The sequence below is a fragment of the Jidongwangia harbinensis genome (assembly GCF_020216025.1).
GTDB classification, from domain to species: Bacteria; Actinomycetota; Actinomycetes; order Mycobacteriales; family Micromonosporaceae; genus Actinoplanes; species Actinoplanes harbinensis.
The window spans coordinates 1-25,791 of sequence record NZ_JAIWNC010000050.1 but is presented as its reverse complement, the minus strand read 5'-3'; the positions used below and the strand labels follow the sequence as shown (position 1 = coordinate 25,791).

The following is a 25,791-nucleotide window of genomic DNA, read 5'->3' as shown; positions in this document are numbered from 1 at the left end:
CACATACCCCCCGCGTGAGCGCCCCTGAAGGAGGCATTCCCCATGCTTGGGAAACGCCCATGGAAGATGGCGGCCGGCGCGGCCGCCATCGCCCTGTTGGCCGCCGGATGCACCGGAGGCGGTTCCGACGACAGCGAAGATTCCGCGGACAGCGTCGTCATCGGCATCGTGGAGCCGCAGCACCTGGTGCCGTCGAACACCACCGAGACGGCCGGCTCCCAGGTGCTGGCGTCGCTGTACTACCCGCTGGTGACGTTCGACGCGAAGAAGCAGCCGGTCGAGACGGCCGCGGAGTCCATCACCTCCGACGACAACAAGGTCTGGACGGTCAAGCTCAAGCCCGGGTTCACGTTCCACAACGGGGAGCCGGTCACCGCGGACAACTACATCGACGCGTGGAACTACGGTGCCTACGCGCCGAACGGGCAGGGCGGTTCGTACTTCTACTCGCGGATCGACGGCTTCGTCGACCTGCAGGCCAAGGACCCGGACGGCGAGGAGGGCCCGCAGAAGGCCCCGGCGCCCAAGGCCAAGACCCTCACCGGCCTGAAGAAGGTCGACGACACCACGTTCACGGTCACGCTGTCGGCGCCGTTCGCCGGCTGGAAGGCCGTGATGGGCTACAACTCGTTCTACCCGCTGCCCAAGGCCGCGTTCTCCGCCCCGGGCGTGCTCGCCGAGGGCTTCGAGGACGCGCCGGTCGGTAACGGCCCGTTCAAGATGAAGGGCAAGTGGGAGCACGATTCGGAGATCAAGGTCGAGAGGTACGCCGACTTCAAGGGCACCGCTCCCAAGGTCAACGGCATCACCTGGAAGATCTATCAGGACCAGCAGGCACAGTACGCCGACCTGGTGGCGGGTAACGTGGACGTGCAGACGCAGATCCCGTTGGAGAGTCTCGCGTCCGCCTCCGGTGACCTCGGTGACCGGCTGCAGCGGAGCCCGAACTCGTCGTTCCAGTTCGTGGGCTTCCCGACCTTCCTCAAGGAGTTCCAGAACCGCGACGTCCGCCGGGCCATCTCCATGGCGATCGACCGCGAGGAGATGACCAAGCAGATCTTCCTCGACTCGGAGACGCCCGCGACGTCGTTCGTGTCTCCGGTGGTGACCGGGTACCGGCCGAACTCGTGCGGCGAGTTCTGCGTGCACGACCCGGCCAAGGCGAAGCAGCTGTACACCAAGGCCGGCGGCCCGTCCGAGATCCGGATCACGTACAACACGGACGGCCCGCACAAGGCGTGGGTGGACGCGATGTGCAACCAGCTCAAGGCGGCGCTCGGGGTCAACTGCATCGGCGTGGGCGAGCCGAAGTTCTCCGACATGCTCACCAAGGTCAAGGCGCGGGAGCCGGTCGGGCTGATCCGCCTCGCCTGGGTGATGGACTACCCGCTGATGGAGAGCTACCTCGGGCCGCTGTACAGCACCACCGGCTCGTCGAACTACTACGGCTACAGCAGCACGGCGTTCGACAACCTGCTGGCCCAGGGCTCCGCGGCGCGCACGCCGCAGGAGGCGATCAAGAAGTGGCAGCAGGCCGAGGACATCCTCGCCGACGACATGCCGGTGATCCCGCTGCGCTTCGGCCAGAATGTGTACGGATTCTCCGACCGGGTGGCCAACGTTTCGGTCGACCTGTTCCGCAAGGTCGACATCTACAAGATCGAACTCGTGGCCGGTAAGTAGCAGACACCGTCCGACATGGTGGCGTCACGGCAAGCTGACACCGTGGCGCCACCTTTCGCGGAAGAGGCCGCTCCCCATGTTCCGCTACATCCTGCGGCGCCTGCTGCAGATGGTGCTCACCTTCTTCGGCGCCACCTTCATCGTGTACGCGCTGATGTTCGCCAATCAGGACGACCCGGTGCAGGCGCTGGCCGGCGACCGGCCCATCACGGACAGCCAACGCCAGATCCTCACCGAGCGCTACCACCTGGACGAGCCGTTCCTCCAGCAGTACCGGTACTACATGGAGGGTCTGCTGACCGGTGACTTCGGCACCTCGCTGACCGGGCGGCGGATCTCGGACATGATGGCCGACGCCTGGCCGGTGACGATCAAGCTGGCCCTGCTGGCCATCGTGATCGCGGCGACCGTGGCGATCACCGCCGGGGTCGTCTCGGGCATCCGCCGGGCCGGCACCTTCGACAACGTCACCCTGGTGCTCACGCTGGTCATCCTGTGCCTGCCGATCGTGGTGCTGGCCCCGCTGGCCCGGCTCGTCTTCGGCGTCCAGCTCGGCTGGTTCCCGCCCACCGCCGGCCGGGACGCCTCGTGGTGGGCGCTGCTGCTGCCCGCCATCGTCCTGGGCAGCCTGGTGGTCGCCACCCAGCTGCGGGTGACCCGGTCCGCGGTCGCGGAGAACCTGCGGGCCGACTACGTCCGTACCGCGCGCGCCAAGGGCCTGTCCGGCCGGCGGGTGATCGGCGTGCACGTGCTGCGCAACTCGCTCATCCCGGTGGTCACGCTGGTCGGCGTCGACATCGGCAACCTGATGTCGGGCGCGATCGTCACCGAGGGCGTCTTCAACATTCCGGGCGTCGGCTTCAACCTGTTCCGCGGCATCACCACCGAGGACGGCCCGCTGGTGGTCGGGTTCGTCAGCATCCTGGTGATCGTCTTCCTGGTGGTGAACCTGGTGGTCGACCTGCTGTACGCCGCCCTCGACCCGCGGATCCGCTATGCGTGACCCGGGGGTGGTGACCGGCGTCGCCGGCCCGGCGCCCGCGGCGGACCGGCCCCGTGGCCTGGCCGGGGACGCGTGGCGGGACCTGCGTCGCAGCCGTACCTTCTGGATCGCCGCCGTGCTCGTCGCGCTGTTCCTGGTGATGGCCGCGTTCCCGGCGCTGTTCACCCCGGCCGACCCGCGCGCCTGCACGCTGGACCGGCAGTACGACGGCCCCAGCGGCACGGCGTTCTTCGGGTACGACTTCCAGGGCTGCGACACCTACGCCCGCACCGTGTACGGCGCCCGCAACTCGATCACCGTGGGCATCCTGGCGACGCTGATCGCCGGTGTGATCGGCCTGGTCGTCGGGCTCGCCGCCGGCTACCTCGGCGGCTGGGCGGACGCCGTGCTGTCCCGGGTCGTCGACGTCGTGCTGGGCATCCCGTTCCTGCTCGGCGCGATCGTGCTGGCCCGGCGGCTGTCGCAGAACGCGAGCGACGACGGCGTCCTGGCGGTGGTCCTCACGCTCGGCCTGCTCGGCTGGACCACCGCGGCCCGGGTCGTCCGGTCCTCGGTGATCTCGGCGAAGAACCAGGACTACGTGGCCGCCGCCCGGATGCTCGGTGCCGGCCCGGCCCGGCTGATGATGCGGCACATCCTGCCGAACTCCGTGGCGCCGTTCATCGTGGTGCTGACCGTCCTGCTGGGCGCCAACATCGCCACCGAGGCGACGCTGTCGTTCCTCGGCATCGGCCTGCAGGGCGACGCGATCAGCTGGGGCATCGCGATCAACGAGTCCGGCCGGTTCGTCCGCTCGGCGGCCGCCCCGCTGGTCTGGCCCTCGGTGTTCCTGGCCCTGACCGTGCTGGCCGTGATCATGCTCGGCGACGCCATCCGCGACGCCTTCGACCCGAAGCTGCGGTGACCGTCCGATGACCGAGATCAGGGCGGAGACGGACGTGCTCCCCGGCGTGGACCGGGCGGCCCCGCTCCTCGAGGTGACCGACCTGCACGTGGAGTTCCGCACCCGGTACGGCGTCGCGCACGCCGTCAACGGCGTGAACTTCCGGGTGTCGCCCGGCGAGACACTCGCCATCCTCGGTGAGTCCGGGTGCGGCAAGTCGGTGACCGCGCAGGCCGTCATGGGCATCCTGGACAGCCCGCCCGGCCACGTCACCGGCGGCGAGGTCCGGTACCGCGGCCTGGACCTGCTGCCGCTGCCGGAGGAGCAGCGCCGGCGGGTGCGCGCCAACCGGATCGCGATGATCTTCCAGGACGCGCTGTCCGCGCTCAACCCGGTCTACACCGTCGGGTTCCAGCTCGGCGAGCTGTTCCGGGTGCACCGCGGCATGTCCCGGCGGGACGCCCGGAAGCGTGCCGTCGAGCTGCTCGACCAGGTGCAGATCCCGCTCGCGAAGGCCCGGATCGGGGACTACCCGCACCAGTTCTCCGGCGGCATGCGGCAGCGCGTCATGATCGCCATGGCGCTGGCGCTGGACCCCGAGGTGCTGATCGCCGACGAGCCCACCACGGCCCTGGACGTGACCGTGCAGGCCCAGATCATGGGGCTGCTGGCCGAGCAGCAGCGGCAGCGCAACATGGGCCTGATCCTGATCACCCATGACATGGGCGTGGTGGCCGACGTCGCCGACCGGATCGCGGTGATGTACGCCGGCAAGGTCGTCGAGGAGGCACCGGTCCACGACATCTACGCCCGCCCCGCGCACCCGTACACCCGGGCCCTGCTCGAATCGATCCCGCGCCTGGACCACAAGGGCGGGCAGCTCAACGTGATCCGCGGGTTGCCGCCGGCACTCGACGCGATCCCGGCCGGCTGCCCGTTCCACCCCCGGTGCGACTACGCGCAGGATGCCTGCCGGCACGACCCGCCCCCGCCGTACGCGGTGGCCCCCGGCCGCACCGCTCGGTGCCACTTCTGGAGAGAGGTGGTCGGCGATGAGTGACCGCGCCGACGTCGTACTGGAGACCCGAGGGCTGGTCAAACACTTCCGGTCCAAGGTCGGGGCGGTGCGCGCGGTCGACGGCGTGGACCTGCACCTGCGGCGCGGCGAGACGCTGGGCGTGGTGGGGGAGTCCGGCTGCGGCAAGTCGACACTGGCCAAGCTGCTGGTGGGCCTGGAGAAACCGACGGCCGGGGAGATCGGAGTCCGGGGCCAGAACATGGCCGCGCTGACCGGTGGCGCGCTCCGCCGGGCCCGGCGGCACATCCAGATGGTGCTGCAGGACCCGTACACCTCGCTGAATCCCCGGATGACGGTCGGCGACATCGTCGGTGAACCGTTCGCCATCCACCCGGACGTAGTCCCGCGCCGCGGCCGCCTCCGGGCCGTGCAGGACCTGCTCGACACGGTCGGGCTCAGTCCCGACCACGCGAACCGGTACCCGCACCAGTTCTCCGGCGGCCAGCGCCAGCGCATCGGCATCGCCCGGGCGCTCGCCCTGAAACCGGAGATCATCGTCTGCGACGAACCGGTGTCCGCGCTGGACGTGTCCATCCAGGCCCAGGTGATCAACCTGCTCGAGCAGCTGCAGGACGAGTTCGGGCTGTCGTACGTCTTCATCGCGCACGACCTGTCGGTGGTCCGGCACATCTCCGACCGGGTCGCGGTGATGTACCTCGGCAAGATCGTGGAGATCGGCGACGACCGGGAGATCTACGAGCAGCCGACCCACCCGTACACGCAGGCCCTGCTGTCCGCGGTGCCGGTCCCGGACCCGCGCCTGCGCGGCCGGCGGGACCAGATCGTGCTCTCCGGCGACGTGCCCTCGCCGGCCGACCCGCCGTCCGGGTGCCGGTTCCGGACCCGCTGCTGGAAGGCCCGGGAGGTGTGCGCGGAGCAGGAGCCGGCGTTGCAGATCAGGGACCGGTCACCGCACCCGAGCGCATGCCATTTCGCGGAGGTGCGCGACGTGCTGCACAGCGGATAGCAGCCGGCTCCGGCTCGGTCGGGCCCGGTGCCGTCGTCAGAGCGGACCGCGCCCGGCGCGCAGGATCATCAGGGCGACCTGGGTGCCGTCCGCGCCCAGTGCGGTGCGGAAGCGCTCCACGATCTCGCGCTCCCGGGACAGCACCAGCCGGGTCCCGCCGGAGGCCATCCTGGTCTTGCCGACCTGCTGGGACAGGCGTGCCCGTTCCAGCCACAGGTCGATGATGGCCTGGTCGATCTCGTCGATCCGCTCGCGCATCGCGCGGATCTCGTCCGCGGCGGGGGCCTCGCCGGCACCGGTCGGCTGGTCCATCACATCGGCGGTCATGTCGTGCTCCTCAGGTGCTGAGGCCTCGGTCGACCCGGCCCGGGCAGCATCAAGCCCCGGGCTGGGCAGCCCGGGGCTTGATGTAGGTCTGTCGTTCAGACGCGGCCTACGGTCGCCGGACTGCCGGTGCCGTAGTAAAAAAATCGCGTCTGCGGGATCACGAAGCGAGTATGTACCCGCCGCGGGCCGCTCCGCAAGGAAACGGCCCGAACGGTGGGAATCACGCCACGCCGGTGATCCGGTTCGCCGGGCCGGGCGCGACCGGGTTCGGCCCGCCGAGGTACGCGATCAGCGCGTCGACGTCGAAGCCCGGCGCGGTGGCCCGGTCCGTGCCCAGCGTCAGGTTGGTGAAGCCGTCGCCGCCGTTGGCCAGGAAGTCGTTGGTCGTCACCCGGTACGTCGCGGCGGGGTCGATCGGCGTGCCGTTCAGCGCCAGGTTGCTGACCCGCGAGCCGGCCGCCGCGGTCTTGTCGAAGGTGTACGTGAAGCCCGCCGACACCTGCAGGATGCGCTGCGTGCCCTGCCCGCCGAAGCCGACGAACTGCTGTTCCAGCACGTCGGAGAGCTGCGCACCGGTGAGCGTCTGGGTGACCACCAGGTTGTTGAACGGCTGGACGGTGAACGCCTCGCCGTACGTCACCTGGCCGGGTGCCTCGCCGCCGGTGCTCGCCATGGACAGCGAGGCCCGGATGCCGCCCGGGTTCATCAGCGCGATCTGCGCGCCGTTGGCCTGGGTGTACGCCAGCTGCGCGTCCGCGATCACGTCGCCGAGCGGGCTCTCGCCGTTGGGCCGGGCGTCCCGGACGATGTCGCCGGTGATCGCGCCGACCACCCGGTTGGCGATCGGGGCGACCGCGGTGCGGTACTTGTCGGCGACCTTCTTGGCGGCCGGGTCGACCAGGTCCGGGTTCTTCACGAAGACGCCGCCCTGCGACTGCCAGGTGCCGTCCGGGTTCCGGACGCCGTTCTCGACGATCACGTTGCGCGCGTCCACCTCGGCGAACCGGCCGCTGCGGCGGTCCAGCGTGTAGGCGACGTCGGTGATGATCTGCCCGTTGTTGCCGGCGCTGGTGACCACCGAGGTGCCGCCGCGGTTCGGCAGCGTGCAGGTGTAGAAGCGGTGGGTGTGGCCGGAGACGACCAGGCTGAACTCGGGGTTCAGACCGGCCACGATCGGCACGATGGGACCGGTGAAGCCGTTGCAGTCGTCCACCCCGGGGGTCGGCGACACCGCCTGGGCGCCGCCCTCGTGCACCAGCAGCACCTGCGCCTTGACGCCGAGCAGCTTGAGCACGTTGCTCCACTTGTTGGCGGTCCGCACCTCGTCGGTGAAGCGCACGTTCTTGATGCCCGCCGGGTTGACGATCTCCGGGGTGCCTTCCAGCGTGAGGCCGACGAAACCGACCGGGACGCCGCCGACGAAGCGGATGTCGATGGGCGGCAGGATCGGCAGGCCGGTCCGCTTGTGCACGGTGTTCGCCGCCAGGTAGCGGAAGTCGGCACCGCCGAAACCGTCGCCGTCCTGGCAGCCGTCGGTCGGGTGGCAGCCGCCGCGCTGCATCCGGATCAGCTCGTCCACGCCCTCGTCGAACTCGTGGTTGCCGACGGAGCTGACCTGCAACCCGATCTCGTTCATCAGCTCGATCGTCGGCTCGTCGTGGAACGCGGCGCTGACCAGCGGCGTTGCGCCGATCAGGTCGCCGGCACCGACGGTCAGCGTGGTGCGCTTCTCGGCGGCCGCCTCGGCGCGCAGCCGCTTCAGCCAGGTGGCCAGGTATTCGACGCCGCCGGCCGGGGTGCCGTTGACCGCCGCGCCGCTGCCGGCCGGCGGGTCGATCGCGCCGTGGAAGTCGTTGTAGCTGAGGAACTGGCCCTTGACGGTCGCGCGGCCCGGAAGGCCGTAGGAGACGCTGGCCGGTGCCATGCCCGGCGCGGGCCCGGTGGCCTCGGCCGCCGGGGATTCGGATCTGGTCATCGGCAGGGTGGCGACGACGGCCAGGGCGAGGGCGGGTACCGCGAGGTGGCGCAGCACGGCCCGGCCACGAGGGCGGGGGTGGTTCATACTTCGGTCTCCCGATCGGGTCTTGGGACCAGCCAACGAGATCCAGCCTGGTGTATCGACGCTGGTCAGCGCTACCGATTCCGGATGACAACTAGATTGCGGCGGCCCCGTCGTACCCCCTGGTCCGCTTTTGTCACACCCGACCGCGGGAGCGATTGTTGTCGGTGGTGCGGCATAGACTTGCCGCCGAGATGCGAGCCCTTCCGGAACACCCCCAGCCCCTGTTCGGCGTCCCGCCCGTGCAGCCACCGCCCGCCCGGGACACGCCGCGGCGCCCGCCCGCCCGCCGGATCGACGCGGAGTCGCTGCTGACCGGGCTCAACGGGCCGCAGCGTGACGCGGTGACCCATGCCGGCTCGCCGTTGCTGATCGTGGCCGGCGCCGGTTCCGGCAAGACCCGGGTGCTCACCCACCGGATCGCCTACCTGCTGGCCGAGCGGAACGTCCACCCCGGCGAGATCATCGCCATCACGTTCACCAACAAGGCCGCCGGCGAGATGAAGGAGCGGGTGGCCGCGCTGGTCGGCCCGCGGGCCCGGCTGATGTGGGTGTCCACGTTCCACTCGGCCTGCGTGCGCATCCTCCGGGCCGAGCACGAGCACGCCGGCCTGAAGAGCACGTTCTCCATCTACGACGCGGACGACTCGCGGCGCCTGATGCAGCTGGTCACCCGCGAGCTCGACCTCGACCCGAAGCGGTACCCGGCGCGCGGCCTGGCCGCCCAGGTGTCCAACCTGAAGAACGAGCTGGTCGAGCCGGAGGAGTTCGCCGACCGCGCCAAGGGCCCCAACGAGCGGGCCCTCGCCGAGGCGTACGTGCTGTATCAGCGCCGGCTGCGCGAGGCGCACGCGCTGGACTTCGACGACATCATCATGTCGACCGTGCACCTGCTGCAGTCGCACCCGCACGTGGCCGAGGCCTACCGGCGGCGGTTCCGGCACGTCCTGGTGGACGAGTACCAGGACACCAACCACGCGCAGTACACCCTGGTCCGGGAACTGGTCGGCCCGGCCGACGCGGACCCGCCGCCGGCCGAGCTGTGCGTGGTGGGCGACGCGGACCAGTCGATCTACGCGTTCCGCGGCGCCACCATCCGCAACATCCTGGAGTTCGAGCGCGACTATCCGGACGCGCGCACCATCCTGCTGGAGCAGAACTACCGCTCCACCCAGACCATCCTGTCCGCGGCCAACGCGGTGATCGACCGCAACTCGTCGCGCAAGCCGAAAAGACTGTGGAGCGACCAGGGCGCCGGCGAGCAGATCGTCGGGTACGTGGCCGACACCGAGCACGCCGAGGCGGACTGGGTGGCGCGGGAGATCGACCGGCTCTGCGACCACGAGGAGGTCCGCCCCGGCGACGTGGCGGTCTTCTACCGCACCAACGCCCAGTCCCGGGTGTTCGAGGAGGTGTTCATCCGGGTCGGCCTGCCCTACAAGGTGGTCGGTGGGGTGCGCTTCTACGAGCGCAAGGAGGTCCGCGACGCGCTGGCGTACCTGCGGGCGATCGTGAACGACGACGACACGGTGAGCATCCGCCGCGTGCTGAACACGCCGCGCCGCGGCATCGGGGACCGCGCCGAGGCCTGCGTCGAGGCACTGTCCACCCGGGACCGCCTGTCCTTCGGGCAGGCGCTGCGTCGCGCCAAGGACGCGCCCGGCATCTCCACCCGCGCGGTCAACAGCATCGCCGAGTTCGTCGCGCTGCTCGACGACCTGCGCGAGCTGACCCGCACCGCGCCGCCCGAGGAGGTGCTCGAGGCGGTGCTGCAGCGGTCCGGTCTGCTGTCCGAGTTGGAGGAGAGCATCGACCCGCAGGACCAGGGCCGGGTGGAGAACCTGCAGGAACTCGTGAGCGTCGCCCGGGAGTACACCGAACGGGTGGAGGCGACGGCCGCCGACGAGGGCGCGCCGGGCGCCACCCTGGCCGGCTTCCTGGAGCAGGTCGCCCTGGTGGCCGACGCCGACCAGGTGCCCAGCGACGACCCCGAGCACCAGGGCGTGGTCACGTTGATGACGCTGCACACCGCGAAGGGCCTGGAGTTCCCGGTGGTGTTCCTCACCGGGCTGGAGGACGGCGTCTTCCCGCACATGCGCGCGCTCGGCGACAACACCGAGCTGGAGGAGGAGCGCCGCCTCGCCTACGTCGGAATCACCCGGGCCCGCCAGCGGCTCTACCTGTCCCGGGCGGTGACCCGGTCGGCGTGGGGGCAGCCGCAGTACAACCCGCCGTCCCGGTTCACCGACGAGTTGCCCGTCGAGCTGGTCCGGTGGGAGCGCACCGCCGGGTCGTACACGTCCTGGTCCGGCACCGGCGGGGGCGTGGGTGGTCGCGGTGGCGGCGACCGTGGGCGCGGCGGAGGCTTCGCCGGGGGTACGCCCAAGGCGCAGCGCCTCGCGGAACGTCTCGGCGTGGACGCCAGCAAGCTCACCACGGCGAGCGAGATGCGCCAGGCCCCGAAGGTCTCGGCCGGCGACCGGGTCAACCATCAGCGGTACGGGCTGGGCCGGGTGGTCACGGTGGAGGGGCACGGGCCGGGCGCACGGGCCCAGATCGACTTCGGTGACCAGGTGATGTGGCTCGTCCTGCGGCACGCCCCGCTGGAGAAGATCTAGCCCGCCGCCTTCTCCCCGTCCTTCTCTCCGTCCTTCTGCTCGTCCTCCTCGTCGTGCGCGTGGCCGGGGTCGTCGGTGCCGGCTTCGTCGCTGGCGCAGCCGTTCAGGTCCACGCCGCGCTCGGCCATCCACGCGGTCGGCTCGATCGGGTTCTTGTAGCTGCCCTCGTGCACCTCGAAGTGCAGGTGCGGCCCGGTCGAGTGGCCGGTGGAGCCTTCCTTGCCGATCTCCTGGCCGACCGCGACCTGCTGGCCCGCGGTGACGCCGATGACGGACATGTGGCCGTAGTGGGTGAGGAACCCGTTCCCGTGGTCGATCAGCACCGCGTTGCCGTACCCGCCGGCCTCGCCGGCCCGCACCACGACGCCGGCCCCGGCCGCGTGGATCGGGGTGCCGCTGGTGGTGGCCAGGTCGACGCCGGCGTGCAGGCGGCCCCAGCGCGGCCCGAAGCAGGAGGTCACCGCGCCCTCGGCCATCGGGTGCACCCACTCCACGACGATCGGGGGTGGCGGCGGCGGGGGCTTGACCTTGCGGGCGCCCCGTACGCCGGCCCGGTTGGCCCCGGCGAACGGCAGGGCGACGTCGTGGCCGGCCAGCTCGGTGCCGTTCCGCATCGCACCGTCGGCGGCGTAGCCGGTGCCGGTCAGGTCGAGGCCGGTCGTTCCGGTGGCCGAGCCGGTCGGGGTGTAGCCGGTGGCGTTGCCGGTCGGCGTGAGGTCGACGGCGTCGTAGGGCACGGTGAGGTCGACGGCGCGCGCCGCGGTGACCTCGGCGGTGGACGCGGAGGAGGCGGCCGGCGTGCCGGTGGCCCCGGTCGCGGCGTAGACGGACATGCCGGAGCCGCTCGCCTGGGCGCCGGCCGCGGCGCTGGACATGCCGACGACGCCGACGCCGGCGACCAGCGCGGCGGTCATCACGGCGTGGCGGCCGCGCTCGCCGAGCAGGGCGGGGGCCAGCGGCTTGGTGGGTGCCCGGTGCCGGCCCGGGGCGGGCCGGTCCTCCAGCCGCAGGAAACGGGCCGCGGCCTGGTTCTCCGGACGCGCGGAGCGCGGGGTCGGTGCCTCCGGGCGCGAGGCTGCCGACTGGTCAGCCGGGCGGCGGCGCGGGGCGCGGTGGCGGTGCAGCGCTTCCGTTCGGCGGTGACGGCCGGGCTTGGCTCGATGCTGCACGGTGGAGTGATCCCTCCGGGGCTGCGGGGCGGGTGCTCGACACCATGAGGAGTCGGCACGGCCCTGCGAACCTTGAGGGACGACAGGCGTGATGCGGGACATCCACCCGAGTTGCAACCGGGCGGGGAGGAAAAGTTGCGATCAGGAAGCGGCGAGGTTGCCGTACACCGATTCGATCTTGAGCTTGACGTCGACGCCGTGCTGGCGGAGCAGCGGAACCGGGTCGGTGGGCTCGCCGTCCTTGTGGATCTCGATGTGCAGGTGGGTGCCGAGTGAGTGGCCGGTGTTCCCGACCTGACCGATCGGCTGACCGGCCTTGACCTGGTCGCCCTTCTGCACGAGCAGGCGCCGCGAGTGCGCGTAGATGATCTCGGTGCCGTCGTCCTGGCGGATCGTGAGCGAGTAGCCGTACGCCCCGTTGTAGCCGGCGGCGGTCACCTCGCCCGCGTGGATCGCCTGGTACGTCGTGCCCTCCGGCGCCACCAGGTCGATGCCGGCGTGCAGCTTGCCGACCCGCACGCCGTACGGCGAGGTGAAGGTGAACTCGTCCAGCGGGAGCAGCCAGGCCTCGGCCTCGGCCTGCTCGTCGGAGATCTTGGTGGTGGCCTCCGTGCCGCGTTCCTCGCCACGGGAGGCGCGGTCCGAGTCGGCCTCGCGCTCCGCCAGGCTGTCGCTGACCGCGGCGTTCTCCAGATCCTGCAGGACCTGAGGGCTGACCGCCTTGACGTCCGGGAGGTTGGACGCGGCGCCGATGGCGACGACTCCGGCCCCGACGAAGGCGGCCGCTCCGACTGCGGCATAGCGGCTGCGGGGAGGGGTAGGCACGCGACGTCGGCCGCGATAGCGATCGGGCTCAGACGACAAGCGCTGGCGCACGAACAACCCTCCGTCAGTGGCATTCCGGGCGGCGGTCCACCGGGTCCGCGACAGCGGGTGAGCGGTGGTGTGCCGAGCCGTCTCCTGGGGTTAACCCGTTGACAGCCGTGGGCCACGGTAACGAAACGCACCGCGCGTCACAAGTCGGAGCGCCAATTCCCTGACAGTTCCGTATGGGCATTGGAGCGCGAATGTCCGAATTCGTTACCTTTTCCGTGGAGGTTCGTTGATTGCTCTCCGTTACTGGCCGGGAAACGCAAAGTCATGTGACGTGGAATACGTTAAACGGTGCTTGCTTTATGCGCCCGCGGTTTCCGGTGAGTTGGCACGGATCGGGGAGTCGGCTACCCGGCGCGCGGTCCGGGGGTTACCGTTCGTTCAGGTGCTTCAGTCGAGGAGGGTCGTCGAGATGCAGGCTCGGATCAGGGTCGTCGTGGCGAAGCCGGGGCTGGACGGCCACGACCGCGGTGCGAAGGTGGTGGCCCGGGCGTTGCGCGACGCCGGCATGGAAGTCGTCTACACCGGCCTGCACCAGACCCCGGAGCAGATCGTAGAGACGGCGATCCAGGAGGACGCCGACGCGATCGGGCTCTCGGTGCTCTCCGGCGCCCACATGACATTGTTTCGCCGAGTAATCGAGCTGTTGGCTGAGCGTGACGCCGCGGACATCGTGGTATTCGGCGGCGGCATCATTCCGGCCGACGACATCGCCGAATTGGAAACGCTCGGGGTGGCCCGGATTTTCACTCCGGGAGCCACCACCGCGTCCATCATCGAATGGGTACGCGCCAATGTGGCGACCCCGGTCGGCTGATTAGGGAGAGGCCGGACGCACCCCTCACACGTCCGGCCTCTCTATGCACGATGCCCCGCCGCCACCCCTCGACCGACAGGGCATCGGCCGCTTCCACCGGGCGCTCAGCGCTCCGACATCACACTCAACGACGCCCTGGTGAGCCGGTTACGCGGTTGGTCAGATCTTTCGAACCGGCGCGTACATGTGCCGTCTTGCACACCGTGCACCCGCGCCAGCGTGGCCGCCCACCCGGTGGATAGTCTTCCGATGGAGGTCGTCCCGCATGCGCGGCGACCGGACATTCCTCTCACGCCGGCGGCGCCGGGATGCCGCGCCGCGGACACAGGTCGGGACGCAAGGGATCCGGGCGTCGCGAGCGAAAGGAGACACGTGGACCTGTTCGAGTATCAGGGGCGCGACCTGTTCGAACGGCACGGGTTGCCCGTGCTGGGCGGCGGCGTCGCCGAGACCCCGCAGGAGGCGCGCGCGATCGCCGAGCGGGTCGTTGGCCGGGTCGTGGTGAAGGCCCAGGTCAAGGTCGGTGGCCGCGGCAAGGCGGGCGGCGTCAAGCTGGCGGCGGACGCCGACGAGGCCGAGGCCCGGGCGACCGACATCCTCGGCATGGACATCAAGGGCCACACCGTGCACAAGGTGATGCTGGCCGAGACCGCGGACATCGTGGAGGAGTACTACTTCTCCTACCTGCTGGACCGCGCCAACCGCACCTACCTCTGCATCGCCAGCGTGGCCGGCGGCATGGAGATCGAGCAGGTCGCCGAGGAGCAGCCGGACAAGGTCGCGAAGATCGCGATCGACGCGAACGTCGGCGTCGACCGGGCCAAGGCCCACGAGATCGCGGCCGCCGGGCAGTTCCCCGCCGAGGTGGCCGACCAGGTCGCCGACATCGCGGTGAAGCTGTGGCAGACCTTCATCGCCGAGGACGCCACGCTGGTCGAGGTGAACCCGCTGGCCAAGGTCGGTGACGGCCGGGTGCTCTGCCTGGACGCCAAGGTCACCCTGGACGAGAACGCCGGTTTCCGGCACCCCGACCACGAGGCGCTGGTGGACCAGTCCGCGGTCGACCCGCTGGAGCAGGCCGCCAAGGCGAAGGACCTCAACTACGTCAAGCTGGACGGCGAGGTCGGCATCATCGGCAACGGCGCCGGCCTGGTCATGTCGACGCTGGACGTGGTGGCGTACGCGGGCGAGGGCCACGGCGGCGTCAAGCCGGCCAACTTCCTCGACATCGGCGGCGGCGCCAGTGCCGCGGTGATGGCGAACGGCCTCGAGATCGTGCTCTCCGACCCGTCCGTGAAGTCGGTCTTCGTGAACGTCTTCGGCGGCATCACCGCCTGCGACGAGGTCGCCAACGGCATCATCCAGGCCCTGGCGCTTCTCGAGCAGCGCGGCGAGGCGGTCACCAAGCCGCTCGTGGTCCGCCTCGACGGCAACAACGCCGAGGCCGGCCGGGCCATCCTGGACGAGGCGAAGAACCCGCTGGTCGAGCGGGTGGACACGATGGACGGAGCGGCCGAGCGCGCCGCCGAGCTCGCGGCTGCGGGGAAGTGACGACATGGCTATCTGGCTCACCAAGGACTCCAAGGTCATCGTCCAGGGCATGACCGGCTCGGAAGGCTCGAAGCACACCCGCCGGATGCTCGCCGCGGGCACCAACGTGGTCGGCGGCGTGAACCCGCGCAAGGCCGGCACGACCGTGGACTTCGACGGCACCGAGCTGCCGGTCTTCGCCGGCGTCGCGGACGCGATCAAGGAGACCGGCGCGGACGTCACGGTCATCTTCGTGCCGCCGCAGTTCACCAAGGCCGCGGTGCTCGAGGCGATCGACGCCGAGATCCCGCTCGCCGTGGTGATCACCGAGGGCGTACCGGTGCAGGACTCGGCCGCGTTCTGGGCGCACAACGTGGTCAAGGGCGAGCGGACCCGGATCATCGGCCCGAACTGCCCGGGCATCGCCTCGCCCGGCGCGTCCAACGCCGGGATCATCCCGGCCGACATCACCCCGGCCGGCCGGATCGGCCTGGTCAGCAAGAGCGGCACGCTGACCTACCAGCTGATGTACGAGCTGCGCGACATCGGCTTCTCCACCTGCGTCGGCATCGGCGGCGACCCGGTCATCGGCACCACCCACATCGACGCGCTGAGGGCGTTCCAGGACGACCCGGACACCGACGCGATCGTGATGATCGGTGAGATCGGCGGCGACGCCGAGGAGCGCGCGGCCGAGTTCATCAAGGCGCACGTGACCAAGCCGGTGGTCGGCTACATCGCCGGCTTCACCGCGCCGCCGGGGAAGACCATGGGCCACGCCGGGGCGATCATCTCCGGTTCGGCCGGCACCGCCGACGCCAAGAAGGAGGCCCTGGAGGCCGCCGGCGTCAAGGTGGGCAAGACCCCGAGCGAGACCGCCCGGCTCATGCGTGAGGTCATGAGCTGAGCAGGCCGGAGGGAACGCTCCCGCCCGGTTGAGGGCGGGAGCCAGGTAGATGGATGGGCGCCGCAGATCGGGGTTTACCGCTCCGTTCGGCGGCGCGCCGTCGTTTCTACGTCGCTGTCGGGGGTCCGGCGTGGAAAAGTAGGGCTCGATGCCGATCACTCCCGACCGTCCCGACGGCCCCGACGGCTCGGAGGACCTCTTCGAGGTCGCCGAGGCGACGGGGCTTGCCGACACGCGCGAGACCGTGCGGGTGGCGCGGGCCCGGTCCGGTGAGCCCGCGGCCGCCCCGGGCGGCGCCGACGACGATCTGCTGGTGGACGACGTCCGCGAGACCGTGCCGGTGGACGTGTCCCGGCACCGGACCCAGGGGATCGACGTGGCGGACCGGGCCACCGTGCGGATCGATCCGCAGGCCGGCAACCGGGAGACCGTCAAGCTGTCCCGCCCGCGCCGGCCGGCGGACCGGTCCGGGCGTGCCCCGCTCGCGGTGGCGGCCGGGTTCGCCACGCTGTGGGCGGCGCTCCTGTCCTACCTGCCGGTCACCGCGGCGGTCGGCCTGGCCCGCACGCTCGAGGGCGACGGCGGCCTGGGCGGAGCCGCGGAGGCCGGACTGGCCGGCTGGCTGCTCGGTCACGGCGTACCCCTGGGCACCTCACTCGGGCCGCTCGGCCTGCCGCCGCTGCTGCTCAGCCTGCTCATCGGCTGGCGCCTGATCCGCGCCGGCCTGCATGTCACCCGCGCGATCGGGGCCCGGCACAGCGGTTCGTTCCGCGACGCGCTGCTGGTCGCGGGCGCGGTCGGACTCTGGTACGCGGCCCTCGGCACGGCCACCGCGATGGTGGTGAACGGACCCGGCCACACCGTCGTTCCGTCCCGGGCCGCCGTGTACCTCCTGATCATCGGGACCGGCGGGGCGCTGATCGGCTCGCTGCGCAGCACCGACACGCTGATGGTGCTGGCACACCGGATCCCGCCGGTGGCGCGGCACGGGCTGCGGACCGGGATGGTGGCCGCACTGCTCGTGCTGGCGGCCGGCGCCGCGTTCACCGGGCTGTCCGTGGCGGTCGGCGCCGGTCAGGCCGCCGACATGTTCGCCGCGTTCCGCACCGGCGTGGTCGGTCAGGCCGGCATCACGCTGGTCAGCCTCGCATACGGCGCGAACGGCGCGGTGTGGGCCGCCGCCTACCTGCTCGGGCCGGGCTTCTCGCTGGGTGCCGACACCTCGATCCGGGTCACCGAGGTGACCGTCGGGCCGTTGCCCACGCTGCCGCTGCTGGCCGGACTCCCGGACGGCCCGATGGGTGCGACCGGCGCGGCCCTGCTGGCGGTGCCGGTGGCGGCCGGGATGTTCGCCGGGTGGATGCTGACCCGCCGGCTGGTCACCCAGCAGGCTGACGTGGCCGGGCCGGCCTGGTCGCGGGTGCTCGGTTCGGCGCTGCTCGCCGGGCCGGTCGCGGGCCTGGTGCTGGGTGCGCTGGCCCGGATCTCCGGCGGCCCGCTCGGCGACGGGCGGATGGCTCAGGTGGGCCCGGTGGCCTGGCAGGTGATGCTGGCCGGTGCCGTGGTGGTCGCGGTGTCGGCGACGGTCGGCGCGGCCGCGGCCCGGGCGTTCCGCGCCACGCCGCGCCGCTGAGCACCCGCGGACCGGACGGCTGCCCGCCCGACCCGCGGTGCCGGCGGACTCAGTTGCTGTTCTCGTTGATGTAGGTCTGCCAGTCGAACGCGCTCAGGCTGAACGACAGGATGACGATCAGGATGCCCAGCACGACGCCGATGATGCCGCAGATCAGGCCGGTCTGCGCCTGGCTGCGGTTGGTGGCGAGGCCCTGTGCGGCCTTCTGCCGGCCGAGGTAGCCGAGGATCGCGCCGGCGATGCCGACCGGGACGCCCAGGTAGGGGCAGCAGGCCAGCGGGATCGACGCGATGCCGAGAATCAGCGCCACGAGGCCCTGGGTGTTCTGGGGAGCGCTCGGCCCGCCGGCGGGCGGACCGTAGTAAGGCGGTGGCGTCGTCACGTCAGGTACCTCCGTGTGATTACCGAACATCGTTGAGTAGAAGAAAGGACCGGCAGCGTAACCGATGATCAGCCGATTCCGCTGACCATCGGCGCGCTGGTCGCGACCCGTCGGCCGGGGTCCGGGGGCCGGGCGTTAGGGTGCTCAGGTGACCGACCCCGCGCCCGCCCGCCTGGTCGTCCTGCTCTCCGGGTCCGGCAGCAACCTGCAGGCTCTCCTCGACGCCACCGCCGACCCCGGATACGGTGCCCGCGTCGTCGCGGTCGGCGCCGACCGTGACGGCATCGCCGGGCTGGACCGCGCCGCCGCCGCCGGGGTGCCCACGTTCGTGGACCGGGTGAAGGCCTATCCGACCCGGGCCGACTGGGACGCCGCGCTCACCGCCCACGTCGCCGAGCACAAGCCCGACCTGGTCATCTCGGCCGGCTTCCTGAAGCTGGTCGGCGACACCTTCCTGACGGCCTTCGGCGACCGGTACGTGAACACGCACAACGCGCTGCTGCCGTCCTTCCCCGGCATCCACGGCCCCCGGGACGCGCTCGCGTACGGCGTGAAGGTGGCCGGTGCGACGCTGTTCTTCGTCGACGCGGGCGTGGACACCGGCCCGATCATCGCGCAGGTCACCGTTCCCGTGCTCGACGACGACACGGAGGAGTCGCTGACCGAGCGCATCAAAGTGGCCGAGCGCGCCCAGCTGGTCGAGTACGTCGGCCGGCTGGTCCGAGAGGGCTGGACCATCCAGGACAGAAAGGTACGTATCCCATGACCTCCGAGGCCGAGGGCCGCCGTCCGATCAAGCGGGCGCTGCTCAGCGTGTACGACAAGACGGGCCTCGTCGAGCTGGCCGGGGCGCTGCACGCGGCCGGCGTCGAGGTGGTCTCCACCGGCTCGACCGCGGCGACCGTGGAACGGGCCGGCGTGCCGGTGACCCGGGTCGAGGAGCTGACCGGCTTCCCCGAGTGCCTGGACGGCCGGGTGAAGACGTTGCACCCGAAGGTGCACGCCGGGCTGCTCGCCGACCTCCGGCTGCCGGCCCATGCCGAGCAGCTCGCCGAACTCGGTGTGGCGCCGTTCGACCTGCTGGTCAGCAACCTGTACCCGTTCACCGAGACGGTTGCCTCGGGCGCGAGCGTGGACGAGTGCGTCGAGCAGATCGACATCGGTGGCCCGGCGATGGTCCGGGCGGCGGCCAAGAACCACCCGTCGGTGGCCGTGGTGACGTCCGTGGCGGCGTACCCGCTGATCGTGGACGCCCTGGCGGACGGCGGTTTCACGCTGACGCAGCGCAAGCTGCTCGCGGCCCGCGCCTTCGCGGACATCGCCAAGTACGACGTGGCGGTCGCCAACTGGTGCGCGACCACGCTCGCACCGTCTGATTGGCCGGAGTTCGCCGGGCTGGCGCTCAAGCGGGACGCCGCGCTGCGCTACGGCGAGAACCCGCACCAGCAGGCGGCGTTGTACGCCGACCCGAACGCGCCGGCCGGGCTGGCCCAGGCCGAGCAGTTGCACGGCAAGGAGATGTCCTACAACAACTACGTGGACGCGGACGCCGCCTGGCGCAGCGCGAACGACTTCACCGACCCGTGCGTGGCGATCATCAAGCACGCCAACCCGTGCGGCATCGCGGTCGGCGCGGACGTCGCCGACGCCCACCGCAAGGCCCACGCGTGCGACCCGACGTCGGCGTTCGGCGGCGTGATCGCGGTCAACCGGCCGGTCACCGTGGAGCTGGCCCAGCAGGTGGCGGACATCTTCACCGAGGTGATCGTGGCGCCGTCGTACGCGAGCGGCGCCGTCGACGTGCTGCGCGAGAAGAAGAACCTGCGGGTGCTGGTGGCCCCGCCGTGGAACCCGGCACCGGCCGAGTTCAAGCAGGTCGGCGGCGGCGTGCTGGTGCAGATGGCGGACCGGATCGACGCGGACGGCGACGACCCGGCGAACTGGACGCTGGCCACCGGCGCGCCGGCCACCGCGGACGACCTGCGGGACCTGGCGTTCGCCTGGCGGGCGATCCGCAGCGTGAAGAGCAACGCCATCCTGCTGGCCTCGGACGGCGCTACCGTGGGCGTGGGCATGGGCCAGGTCAACCGGGTGGACGCCGCGCACCTCGCGGTGAGCCGGGCCGGTGCCGACCGGGCCCGGGGCAGCGTCGCGGCCTCGGACGCGTTCTTCCCGTTCCCGGACGGGCTGGAGGTGCTGATCGAGGCCGGCGTCAAGGCGGTCGTGCAGCCGGGCGGCTCGATCCGCGACAACCTGATCATCGAGGCGGCGGAGAAGGCCGGGCTGACGGTCTACCTCACCGGGACCCGGCACTTCTATCACTGACGGGACGGGCGGTGGCGTGGTGGATGCCGACCAGGTGGTGCACAACGAGACGTTCTCCGGCAAGGACTGGGCGCTCGCCGAGGTCGGCCGCGTCCACTACGAGGACTGCGCGTTCCACGACGTCGACTGGTCGGAGGCCCGGCTGACCGGCTGCACGTTCACGCACTGCCGCTTCGGCAACGTCCGGTTCAACGCGGCCGAACTGAACAACTGCGCGATCCTGCAGTCGGTCGTCGAGCGCTCGTCCTTCTTCGACGCGACGCTGACCGGCTGCAAGCTCACCGGCACCCAGTTCCTCGACTGTGGACTGCGGCCGTTGACGATCGACGGCGGCGACTGGGGGTTCGTGTCGTTGCGCGGCCAGAACCTGACCGGCGCCAAGCTCGCCGGGCTGCGCCTGCGGGAGGCGGATCTGACCGGGGCCGACCTGTCCCGGGCCGATCTGCGCGACGCGGACCTGTTCGGCGCCCGGCTCGCCGACGCCAAGCTCAAGGGCACCGACCTGCGCGGTGCCGACCTGGGCGGCGTGCAGCTCAAGGACATCGACATCACCGGAACGAAGATCGACGTGCCGCAGGCGGTGCTGTTCGCCGCCGCGTACGGGGCCAAGGTTGAGGGGTAGAAAGCTGTGACGGCGAAGATCCTGGACGGTAAGGCCGCGGCGGCCGCGGTGAAGGAAGACCTGCGTACGCGGGTCAAGGCACTGGGCGAGCGGGGTGTCGTGCCCGGCCTCGGCACCGTGCTGGTCGGTGACGACCCGGGTTCGCACGCCTACGTGGAGGGCAAGCACCGGGACTGCGCCGAGGTCGGCATCGCCTCGATCCGGCGCGACCTGCCGGCCGACGTCTCCCAGGAGCAGCTGGAGGCGGTGATCGCCGAGCTGAACGCGGACGAGTCCTGCCACGGGTACATCGTCCAGCTGCCGCTGCCGAAGCACCTGGACACCGGGCGGATCCTCGAACTGATCGACCCGGACAAGGACGCCGACGGGCTGCACCCGGTGAACCTGGGCCGGCTGGTGCTGGGCTATCCGGGCCCGCTGCCGTGCACCCCGCGGGGCATCGTGCACCTGCTGCGGCGCCACGACATCCCGCTGGACGGCGCCGAGGTGACGGTGGTCGGCCGGGGCACCACGGTGGGCCGGCCGCTGGGGCTGCTGCTCACCCGCCGTACCGAGAACGCCACCGTGACGCTCTGCCACACCGGCACCCGGGACCTGGCCGCCCACCTGCGCCGCGCGGACATCGTGGTGGCGGCCGTGGGCGTACCCGGGCTGGTCACCGCGGACATGGTCAAGCCCGGCGCCACCGTGGTCGATGTCGGCATCACCCGGGTGGTCGGCGACGACGGCAAGGGCCGCTACACCGGTGACGTCGCGCTCGACGTGCGCGAGGTGGCCGGCGCGGTGGTGCCGGTGCCCGGCGGCGTCGGCCCGATGACCCGGGCGATGTTGCTGACGAACGTGGTGGAACGCGCCGAGTGGCTTAGTTCGCGTTAAGAACCCCTGCGCGGCAGGCAGCCGTTACCCGACTGATACGGTCCGGAAAAGACCGACTGGGAGTGGATAGCTATGGGCAAGAAGGTCACCGTCGTAGGCGCCGGCTTCTACGGTTCCACGACCGCACAGCGGCTCGCCGAGTACGACATCTTCGAGACCGTGGTGCTCACCGACATCATCGACGGCAAGCCGGCGGGCCTGGCGCTGGACATGAACCAGTCGCGTCCGGTCGAGGGCTTCGAGACCAAGGTCGTCGGCGTCACCACCGGTCCGAACGGCGAGGGTTACGAGCAGATCGAGGGCTCCGACGTCGTGGTGATCACGGCCGGCCTGCCGCGTAAGCCGGGGATGAGCCGGATGGACCTGCTCGAGGTCAACGCCAAGATCGTCCGCCAGGTGGCGGAGAACGTGGCGAAGTACGCGCCCAACGCCGTCGTCATCGTCGTCTCCAACCCGGTCGACGAGATGACCGCGCTCGCGCAGATCGCCACCCAGTTCCCGCGCAACCGGGTCTTCGGCCAGGCCGGCGTCCTCGACACCGCGCGCTTCACGAACTTCATCGCCGAGACCCTCGAGGTCCCGGTGAAGAGCGTCAAGGCGCTCACCCTCGGCTCGCACGGCGACACCATGGTCCCGGTCCCGTCGCGCTGCACGGTCGACGGCAAGCCGCTCGCCGACCTGCTCCCGGCCGAGAAGATCGAGGAACTGGTGGTCCGCACCCGCAACGGCGGCGCCGAGGTGGTTGCGCTGCTCAAGACCGGTTCGGCCTACTACGCCCCGTCGGCCGCCGCGGCCCGGATGGCCAAGGCCGTCGCGGAGGACTCCGGCGCGGTCATGCCGGTGTGCGCCTGGGTCGACGGCGAATACGGCATCAGCGGCGTCTACCTGGGCGTCGAGGCGGAGATCGGCGCCACCGGCATCAAGAAGGTGGTCGAGGACAAGCTCACCGACACCGAGCTGGCCGGCCTGAAGGAGGCCGCCGAGGCGGTGCGCGCCAAGCAGGCGGACGTCGCCGACCTCTGAACCAGACACTGACGGAAGGCCGGGGCCGTGCGCCCCGGCCTTTCACCGTCCGGTACGCAGGAACGGCGTGCCCAGGTGCGACACCGCCAGCTCGCCGCCCGCGGCCAGCACCGACGCCCGGCTGACCCGGGCCCGCCCGGCGTCCATGTCGTGCGCGTACCCCAGCTCCGGGTGCAGCAGCTGGATCGCGTGCACCAGCAGGTCCCCGGTGACCACCAGGCGGCCCTCCGGCCCGGACACCACCACGCACTGGTGGCCCGGCGTGTGCCCGGGAGTCGGCAGCACCCGTACCCCCGAAGCGATCTCCCGTTCGCCGTCGGTCACCTCGAGCCGTCCGGCCGCGCGCAACGGGCCGAACAGGTCCGCCTCCCGCACCGCGGCGAACGCCGCCAGGTCGGCCTTCGGCACCACCACCCGGGCCTGCGGGAACGGCGTGGTGGCCGGCATCGCCCAGCCGATGTGGTCGGTGTGCAGGTGGGTCAGCACGATCGCGGCCACGTCGCCCGGCGCGATGCCAGCCTCGGCCAGCGCGTCGGGCAGCCGTCCCGGCACCGGCGCCCAGGACTTCGCCGGCGCGCCGGCCGGCCCGATGCCCGCGTCGACCAGCGTGACCGGGCCGTCCGCGTACCGGATCGCGAAGCTCCGGAAGCGCAACCACCAGCGGCCGTCCGCGGTCCGCGCGGCCGGGTCGAACGCGTCCGCCGCCGCCCACTGCGCCGGGGTGGCGTCCGGGAACGCGCGCTCGCGGGGCTCGAAGAACGGTCCCTCGGCGTCCTGGACAGCGGTGACGGTCAGCGGTCCCAGGGCTCTCCGCAGCATCACCCGAGCCTAATGCCGACGCCGATCAGGGTCGGCGAGCGATCTTCCACCCGTGGGCAGTACGCTCGTACTGCTAACGCATGTGTCCTGCGGAAGGGAGCGCCGGCCGAATGGCGAAAATCAAGGTCAACAATCCGGTCGTGGAGCTCGACGGCGACGAGATGACCCGGATCATCTGGAAGCAGATCCGTGAGCAGCTGATCCTGCCCTACCTCGACGTACCCCTCGAGTACTACGACCTGTCGATCCAGCACCGCGACGAGACCGACGACCAGGTCACCGTCGACGCGGCCAACGCCATCAAGCAGCACGGCGTCGGCGTGAAGTGCGCGACCATCACGCCGGACGAGGCGCGGGTCGACGAGTTCGGCCTGAAGAAGATGTGGCGCTCGCCGAACGGCACCATCCGCAACATCCTCGGCGGCGTGGTCTTCCGCGAGCCGATCATCATGTCGAACGTGCCCCGCCTGGTGCCCGGCTGGACCAAGCCGATCATCATCGGCCGGCACGCGCACGGCGACCAGTACAAGGCCACCGACTTCGTCGCGCCCAAGGCCGGGTCGTTCACCATGACCTTCACGCCCACCGACGGTTCCGAGCCGATCGAGTTCCACGTCGCGGACTTCCCGGCCGGCGGCATCGGCATGGGCATGTACAACTTCGACTCCTCGATCCGGGACTTCGCCCGCGCGTCGTTCCGCTACGGCCTGGCCCGGAACTACCCGGTCTACCTGTCGACGAAGAACACCATCCTCAAGGCGTACGACGGTCGCTTCAAGGACCTGTTCGCGGAGATCTTCGAGACCGAGTTCGCCGAGGACTTCAAGGCGGCCGGCCTGACCTACGAGCACCGGCTGATCGACGACATGGTCGCGGCCGCGATGAAGTGGGAGGGCGGCTACGTCTGGGCGTGCAAGAACTACGACGGTGACGTGCAGTCCGACACGGTGGCCCAGGGCTTCGGCTCGCTGGGCCTGATGACCTCGGTGCTGATGACCCCGGACGGCCGGACCGTCGAGGCGGAGGCCGCGCACGGCACGGTCACCCGGCACTACCGGCAGTGGCAGAAGGGCGAGAAGACCTCGACCAACCCGATCGCCTCGATCTTCGCCTGGACCGGTGGCCTCAAGCACCGCGGCGTGCTCGACGAGACGCCCGCGGTGACCGAGTTCGCCGAGACGCTGGAGCGAGTCTGCGTGGAGACCGTCGAGGGCGGCCAGATGACCAAGGACCTGGCGCTGCTGATCTCGAAGGACGCGCCGTGGCTCACCACGGACGAGTTCATGACCGCGCTGGACGAGAATCTGGCTCGCAAGTTGGCCTGAGTCTTCCCGGGGGCCGTCGGCGTGCGCGCCGGCGGCCCTTTCGTCCGCGGTGCGCCGGAGTGGTGAAAAATCATGCACAATACTGCATGTTTTAACCGCGTAACCGGCGACATGTGTCATCGTTTTCCAAGACAGAACGGATGACGGTCGCGAGACCGAGGGGTCGCCCGCCGATCTGGCTGCCTTGTCCCGGGCGCCGATCGGTTCTCCCCGGAATATCGCGACCAGTAGGCAGAGTTGGCCTGCCGTCCCTTCCCTGCGGGGGGCCTTGTCCCGGGCCCCCCGCCCCCTAATCCCGGCTCCGGCTCCGGCTCCGGCTCCGGCTCCGGCTGCGTTCCGGCTCCGGTCACGGCTGTGGCTGTGGCTGTGGCTGCGTTGCGGCTTTCGCCCCGCCTCAGCTGCGGTCCCGGCTGGGCTCGGCTGGGCTCGGCTGGGCTCGGCTGGGCTCGGCTGGGCTGGGCTGGGCTGGGCTGGGCTGGGCTCGGCTGGGCTCGGCTGGGCTGGGCTCGGCTGGGCTCGGCTCGGCCTGGGTCCCGGGTCCGCTCGGCTCGGAGCGGGTTATCGGGCGGCGATTGCGCTGCAGCATGCATTTATGCGTGTTGCGTGCGGCGTTCGCGGCATCTCAGTTCTCACATAACTGCGGGAAGTTGGGGCGCGTTTCGTGCCCATGCTTCCCACGCGGTTTGCGGTGCTGTGCGCTGCGGGGAGTTGTGGCGAGCTCCGTGCCCCAGCTCCCCACGCGGTTTGGGCTTGACCCGATTCGGCGGACAGGGTCTATGTGTTGATCGTCAAGCTACCTTGAGCGCGGTCAGCGGTCGGAGGTTGGTGTTGTCCTCGTAGGTGGCGGGGCTTTGGTAGCCGAGGCTGGAGTG

At 71.0% G+C, this 25,791-nt stretch carries 22 protein-coding genes; 16 read left to right on the top strand and 6 right to left on the bottom strand.

Translation table 11 applies throughout. From position 1 onward, the window contains the following. The first annotated feature begins 42 nt into the window (after window positions 1-42). The 5 genes from LDL48_RS37930 (at window position 43) to LDL48_RS37910 (ending at window position 5,614) form a co-directional block, all read left to right on the top strand. Window positions 43-1,683: a peptide ABC transporter substrate-binding protein gene (locus LDL48_RS37930; RefSeq protein WP_372472282.1), complete on the top strand. Its 1,641-nt coding sequence runs from the start codon at window positions 43-45 to the stop codon at window positions 1,681-1,683. Window positions 1,684-1,759: 76 nt separating this feature from the next. Further along, the gene (locus tag LDL48_RS37925; protein ID WP_225260001.1) at window positions 1,760-2,686 is read left to right on the top strand and encodes an ABC transporter permease; all 927 of its coding nucleotides are present in this window, start codon (window positions 1,760-1,762) and stop codon (window positions 2,684-2,686) included. Then, a complete protein-coding gene (locus LDL48_RS37920; RefSeq protein WP_225260000.1) occupies window positions 2,679-3,590 on the top strand; it encodes an ABC transporter permease in 912 nt (303 codons plus the stop codon). Before LDL48_RS37925 ends, LDL48_RS37920 begins: the two co-directional genes overlap by 8 nt. Before the next feature lie 7 nt (window positions 3,591-3,597). Continuing rightward, window positions 3,598-4,629, top strand: coding sequence for an ABC transporter ATP-binding protein (locus tag LDL48_RS37915; RefSeq protein ID WP_225259999.1), 1,032 nt, complete (start codon window positions 3,598-3,600; stop codon window positions 4,627-4,629). Beyond that, window positions 4,622-5,614, top strand: a complete 993-nt coding sequence (locus tag LDL48_RS37910; protein WP_225259998.1) for an ABC transporter ATP-binding protein — start codon at window positions 4,622-4,624, stop codon at window positions 5,612-5,614. Before LDL48_RS37915 ends, LDL48_RS37910 begins: the two co-directional genes overlap by 8 nt. Window positions 5,615-5,650: 36 nt before the next feature. Here LDL48_RS37910 and LDL48_RS37905 read toward each other — a convergent pair whose 3' ends face one another. Together LDL48_RS37905 and LDL48_RS37900 are read right to left on the bottom strand one after the other, a co-directional pair. Then, window positions 5,651-5,941, bottom strand: coding sequence for a chorismate mutase (locus LDL48_RS37905; protein ID WP_225259997.1), 291 nt, complete (start codon window positions 5,939-5,941; stop codon window positions 5,651-5,653). Window positions 5,942-6,161: 220 nt separating this feature from the next. After that, window positions 6,162-8,003 (bottom strand): bifunctional metallophosphatase/5'-nucleotidase, encoded by a 1,842-nt coding sequence (locus LDL48_RS37900; protein ID WP_225259996.1) that lies wholly within the window; start codon window positions 8,001-8,003, stop codon window positions 6,162-6,164. A 191-nt stretch (window positions 8,004-8,194) separates the two neighbouring features. Between LDL48_RS37900 and pcrA the strand changes: the two genes are divergently transcribed. After that, window positions 8,195-10,618 (top strand): DNA helicase PcrA, encoded by a 2,424-nt coding sequence (gene pcrA / locus LDL48_RS37895; RefSeq protein WP_225259995.1) that lies wholly within the window; start codon window positions 8,195-8,197, stop codon window positions 10,616-10,618. Here pcrA and LDL48_RS44840 read toward each other — a convergent pair. Beyond that, a complete protein-coding gene (locus LDL48_RS44840) occupies window positions 10,615-11,787 on the bottom strand; it encodes a M23 family metallopeptidase (protein WP_225259994.1) in 1,173 nt (390 codons plus the stop codon). The genes pcrA and LDL48_RS44840 overlap by 4 nt on opposite strands. Before the next feature lie 141 nt (window positions 11,788-11,928). Beyond that, the gene (locus LDL48_RS37885) at window positions 11,929-12,663 is read right to left on the bottom strand and encodes a M23 family metallopeptidase (protein ID WP_225259993.1); all 735 of its coding nucleotides are present in this window, start codon (window positions 12,661-12,663) and stop codon (window positions 11,929-11,931) included. Window positions 12,664-13,072: 409 nt separating this feature from the next. Between LDL48_RS37885 and icmB the strand changes: the two genes are divergently transcribed. From icmB to LDL48_RS37865, 4 genes are all read left to right on the top strand, one after another. Beyond that, on the top strand, window positions 13,073-13,477 hold the full coding sequence (gene icmB / locus LDL48_RS37880; RefSeq protein WP_225259992.1) for a coenzyme B12-dependent isobutyryl CoA mutase small subunit: 405 nt from the start codon (window positions 13,073-13,075) through the stop codon (window positions 13,475-13,477). 372 nt (window positions 13,478-13,849) lie between these two features. After that, window positions 13,850-15,028 carry an ADP-forming succinate--CoA ligase subunit beta gene (sucC, locus tag LDL48_RS37875; protein ID WP_225259991.1) on the top strand — a complete coding sequence of 393 codons (1,179 nt, stop codon included), beginning with the start codon at window positions 13,850-13,852 and terminating at the stop codon, window positions 15,026-15,028. A gap of 4 nt (window positions 15,029-15,032) precedes the next feature. Continuing rightward, entirely contained in the window at window positions 15,033-15,914 is an 882-nt protein-coding gene (gene sucD / locus LDL48_RS37870) for a succinate--CoA ligase subunit alpha (RefSeq protein ID WP_225259990.1), read from the top strand. A 148-nt stretch (window positions 15,915-16,062) separates the two neighbouring features. Next, window positions 16,063-17,547 (top strand): cell division protein PerM, encoded by a 1,485-nt coding sequence (locus LDL48_RS37865; protein ID WP_225259989.1) that lies wholly within the window; start codon window positions 16,063-16,065, stop codon window positions 17,545-17,547. Between the two features lie 49 nt (window positions 17,548-17,596). Here the strand turns inward: LDL48_RS37865 and LDL48_RS37860 are convergent, their stop codons facing one another. After that, window positions 17,597-17,929 carry a DUF4190 domain-containing protein gene (locus LDL48_RS37860; protein ID WP_225259988.1) on the bottom strand — a complete coding sequence of 111 codons (333 nt, stop codon included), beginning with the start codon at window positions 17,927-17,929 and terminating at the stop codon, window positions 17,597-17,599. A gap of 148 nt (window positions 17,930-18,077) precedes the next feature. On the opposite strand from LDL48_RS37860, the gene purN reads away from it, so the two are divergent. The 5 genes from purN (at window position 18,078) to mdh (ending at window position 22,775) form a co-directional block, all read left to right on the top strand. After that, window positions 18,078-18,695 (top strand): phosphoribosylglycinamide formyltransferase, encoded by a 618-nt coding sequence (gene purN, locus LDL48_RS37855; protein ID WP_225259987.1) that lies wholly within the window; start codon window positions 18,078-18,080, stop codon window positions 18,693-18,695. Beyond that, window positions 18,692-20,254 carry a bifunctional phosphoribosylaminoimidazolecarboxamide formyltransferase/IMP cyclohydrolase gene (purH, locus tag LDL48_RS37850; protein ID WP_225259986.1) on the top strand — a complete coding sequence of 521 codons (1,563 nt, stop codon included), beginning with the start codon at window positions 18,692-18,694 and terminating at the stop codon, window positions 20,252-20,254. Before purN ends, purH begins: the two co-directional genes overlap by 4 nt. Before the next feature lie 19 nt (window positions 20,255-20,273). Beyond that, window positions 20,274-20,876 (top strand): pentapeptide repeat-containing protein, encoded by a 603-nt coding sequence (locus tag LDL48_RS44835; RefSeq protein ID WP_225259985.1) that lies wholly within the window; start codon window positions 20,274-20,276, stop codon window positions 20,874-20,876. A 6-nt stretch (window positions 20,877-20,882) separates the two neighbouring features. Beyond that, complete coding sequence (locus LDL48_RS37840; protein WP_225259984.1) at window positions 20,883-21,752, top strand: bifunctional methylenetetrahydrofolate dehydrogenase/methenyltetrahydrofolate cyclohydrolase; 870 nt, start codon at window positions 20,883-20,885, stop codon at window positions 21,750-21,752. A 72-nt stretch (window positions 21,753-21,824) separates the two neighbouring features. Next, the gene (gene mdh, locus LDL48_RS37835; RefSeq protein ID WP_225259983.1) at window positions 21,825-22,775 is read left to right on the top strand and encodes a malate dehydrogenase; all 951 of its coding nucleotides are present in this window, start codon (window positions 21,825-21,827) and stop codon (window positions 22,773-22,775) included. 42 nt (window positions 22,776-22,817) lie between these two features. On the opposite strand, the gene LDL48_RS37830 is transcribed toward mdh, so the two are convergent. Beyond that, window positions 22,818-23,594 carry an MBL fold metallo-hydrolase gene (locus tag LDL48_RS37830; protein ID WP_225259982.1) on the bottom strand — a complete coding sequence of 259 codons (777 nt, stop codon included), beginning with the start codon at window positions 23,592-23,594 and terminating at the stop codon, window positions 22,818-22,820. 110 nt (window positions 23,595-23,704) lie between these two features. On the opposite strand from LDL48_RS37830, the gene LDL48_RS37825 reads away from it, so the two are divergent. Further along, a complete protein-coding gene (locus LDL48_RS37825) occupies window positions 23,705-24,919 on the top strand; it encodes an NADP-dependent isocitrate dehydrogenase (RefSeq protein ID WP_225259981.1) in 1,215 nt (404 codons plus the stop codon). Window positions 24,920-25,791 lie beyond the last annotated feature (872 nt).